At 34.4% G+C, this 3,619-nt stretch carries 3 protein-coding genes; all 3 read right to left on the bottom strand.

Features of this window, described 5'->3' with window-relative positions; genetic code table 11:
- Positions 1-136: 136 nt before the first annotated feature.
- A complete protein-coding gene (locus tag K5G00_RS28990) occupies positions 137-1,276 on the bottom strand; it encodes an HNH endonuclease (RefSeq protein WP_238770031.1) in 1,140 nt (379 codons plus the stop codon).
- Between the two features lie 137 nt (positions 1,277-1,413).
- Entirely contained in the window at positions 1,414-2,262 is an 849-nt protein-coding gene (locus tag K5G00_RS28985; RefSeq protein ID WP_238770029.1) for a hypothetical protein, read from the bottom strand.
- Between the two features lie 429 nt (positions 2,263-2,691).
- The gene (locus K5G00_RS28980) at positions 2,692-3,498 is read right to left on the bottom strand and encodes a hypothetical protein (protein WP_238770027.1); all 807 of its coding nucleotides are present in this window, start codon (positions 3,496-3,498) and stop codon (positions 2,692-2,694) included.
- Positions 3,499-3,619: the final 121 nt, after the last annotated feature.

Below are 3,619 nucleotides of genomic sequence, written 5' to 3'. Positions count from 1 at the left end.
ACGGTGGTGGTATGAGGTCGTGGCGGTCAGACGAGAGTCTGACCAGTCCGACCGAAACTGAGGTTGGGACGAGATTCGACTTGTCGAATCCGCACGACCCCAGCCATGCCTTATACCACGTGTTGTGCGTAGTATTTTATTCAAATTCATCATAGTATTCATCTTTGTCAATATAGTGGATTAAAGGTCTTCTAGATTTGGTTTTCGTGGGAAGTCCAAACAAATATGGTCTTATATCATAATGTATATATTTTTTCCTTTTCCATTCTTTTTCTCCAATACTACGAATTCTACCATAAACAATGTATTCTGTCCTATTTGCAAGCCTATCAATTGAAGAACTTGACCTTAAATATTTTGGGTCTACTATCCATTCGCTAAAGAATTTCCCACGATGAAAGTAAAGGTGACAGCATTGTGTTTTTTCATCTATAGGGAGAATTGGTCGATTACCATATAATCCACCAACATAAAAACAAAACTTTCCTACTAAATTATCATTTTTCAATGATGTTTTGTTTAGTAATAAATCTAAATCTGTGAATTCTATTTTTGCTAAAATTTTTATAAATACTTCCTCAAAGTGCAAACTTAAAGTTGCGTTATCCAATGGGTCAAAAGACATAAATGGTGTTACTGTGTTACCATATGTCCAGTTTAGAAATTTATGATTAATATTTCCGTTTTGATTTAAGAAAAGTCTAGACTTCAACTCTTCCGAATATTTGGTATTTGGGACTTCCTTATATAATCTAAAATATAGTTCTACAACCCGGGGGATGTTTATAAAGTCGGCTTCACTAATTTCTCCATTTTGTGAAGCAATTCGAACATTTAATTCTTCAACTTCTTTTTCCCAATTTTCTTTAGATTTTTTAATTTGTTCAGGAGATATTTTATTGGTTAGGTTTTGTCCTTCTCTATGAGCTAAATCGTGGTCATTTGGACACAAAACTGCAAGGTTGTCATAGGAATTATCTTGAGTCTTTGCATAAGGCGTAATATGGTGAATGATATAGGCATCACTTTTTTGCCCTTTACAAAGACAACAAACATATCGATTCCTTTCCAGTAGTTGTTGTGCAATTTCTTCATCGATAGGAGTTCGTTTTAAACAATCCTTGACGAATTTTGCTTGACTTTCTTCAATGCCATATTTATCAACAAGCTGTTTCAATGGGGTATTTTTGAAAGTTGTCGCGGATATATTTTTTGTCTCAAAAATTTTTACCCAGTCGCTTGGAATTCCGTATTGTATGTAGGTTTCTGTATTCATTTTAAATTACGCACAACGGTTGGTACATGTTGTCGGGGCGGATTTCGGAGAGCGTTCCTGTCCGGAGGACACGGAACTGCGAAACGAGAATCCGCAGTTGGCGTACCACCGAATCCCGCCCTTCAATATGTACTGTGTTATAGGGTGTTTTTTAATTCTTCATGATACGATTTGGTTTCTTTTAAATCTCCATTTTCAAAATATGAATATGACTCAGTCATTTTGAAGCTTGCATTTTTGTCAATGCTAATTAATCCTATTTCTTTACCATTTTCATAAAATGTTTTATTCCCAAATTGTCCATAATTAAAGACTTCTGTTTTTAACACAATATCTTGGTTGTCAAATTCATTAATGCAAAGGTCAACGGTGTCTTTGTTAAGGTCAAGTGAGTAAAAGTCCGGTTGAGTTTTTGATTTTGAATAATTGTAATACATTATTTTCTCTGTTAATTCCATTGAGCTGTGAAATGAAATGAACGTTGCCTTTTGAATTCTATCGTTGTCGTAATCGTATTCAACTTTGTTAATTGGATTAGCTCGACTGTCAAATTCTGTCATTGATTTGCATAAACCATTTTCATATTTGTATTCATTCACTGTCTGGATTGTGTCCAATTTTTTATCTGCCATTGATTTTACAAAGTCTTGATTAAAATCGATTTTGCGAGTTAAAATTCTTTGAAAAACAGTCTTTTTCCCGTCTGGGAAATATTCATATTTGTCCCAAAGTGTAGTGTCACCCTCTGATGAAATTTTAAATTTACTCATTAAGGAATCATTCGAATTGTAGTCGTAAAGAACAAGAGAAGGGGTTTCTTCAAAGTCTGATTTAGATATTTCTTTTTTTAAAAGCCCGTCATTGTCATACTCATAATTAGTTACTGTAATCATTGAATCGACAATTTGTCCGAACATGATTGTGTAGGAGATTTCTTTGGATGATTCTAATTTGTCCAAATCATATTTATATGAATATTTTGTCATTGTGGACATTTTAGCTGAATCGAAAATAAACTTCTGTATTTTCTCCTTACATCCTGTCACTAATGCCAATACAAATATTATTATCAAGGTTTGTTTCATGTTGATTTTATCTTTTTTCAAAATACCCTATAACGGTGGTGGTATGAGGTCGTGGCGGTCAGACGAGAGTCTGAGTGTCCGACCGAAACTAAGGTTGGGACGAGATTCGACTTGTCGAATCCGCACAAGCCCAGCCATGACTTATACCACGTGTTGTAGTGCGTTTTTTATTTCTTTTTATTAAATTTTGAGTCACGTTTAATTCCCAAATATGTAATTAGAATTATAGCAATTATTCCAATATACCATTTACTCGAATTCAATCTCATCCAAAAGATTACGGATAGAACTAAAAGTCCTAAAGTCACAATTAATAGTATTTTAAGTGTTCTATTCATTTCCAATTCTACGAACAACATCTTCCATTGTATAATGCACAAACTGACTGCCTAATTCTGTAAGTTCATATTGCTCTTCATTGTCAAATGCCGATTTTAAAGTTCCTGATTTAGGTCTTCTTGTTTGTTTGGCTACAAAATTTCCAGAATAATCAGTTTCTCTGTGTTGCCTGATTATTCCTCCCATACTTAAATCACGAATTAGCAACTTATATAAATCTGCTTCAACTGAGTCTTCTCTTGGTATGGTAGGATTTAAGTTTTTCCAAATTTGTCCCCTTGTAATACCTTTGTGTTTATATATTTCTTTTATTACTAGAAAATGGGTTTCGTGATAGGTTCTTATCCAGTCAATAAAAAGTCTAATTAAATCATCAGTTGTAATTGATGTGGCAGCAGCGTTTGTCAGCAAGATTTGAATATATTCTTTCTTTTCTTGTGTTTCAGCATTATCCCACTCTTTAAAGCCTTTTTTCACTAAGTCTTGGTAATCTTCGCTTTCTAATCTTTCGTCAATGTCGGCTCCACAAGAATTTAATTTTTCAGTTATTTCGTAAATAACCATTGCAAGTTCTTCAATTTTCTTTTGATGTTCTTCCAGCCACATTTTTTGAAGGCTATTTACTTTTCCTTGTTCTTTTTCTCCGTGTAATGCAGAACTTGCCGCAATAACTCCACCAACCCAAGGGATACTACTTAATGCTGACATAACGAATCTACCAGTTCTATTTTTCTTTCCCTTTTCGTCAATCATGGAAAGCTGGTCATTGATTAATTTTATTGTGTTTTGATTGGTCATTTTGATTGTCTTTTAAAATGCACTACAACGGTGGTGGTATGAGGTCGTGGCGGTCAGACGAGAGTCTGAGTGTCCGACCGAAACTGAGGTTGGGACGAGATTCGACTTGTCGAATCCGCAC

This window comes from Maribellus maritimus (assembly GCF_022267315.1).
GTDB classification, from domain to species: Bacteria; Bacteroidota; Bacteroidia; order Bacteroidales; family Prolixibacteraceae; genus Draconibacterium; species Draconibacterium maritimum.
Note: the sequence above shows the minus strand (reverse complement) of the source record. Positions and strands in the feature narration are given on the sequence as shown.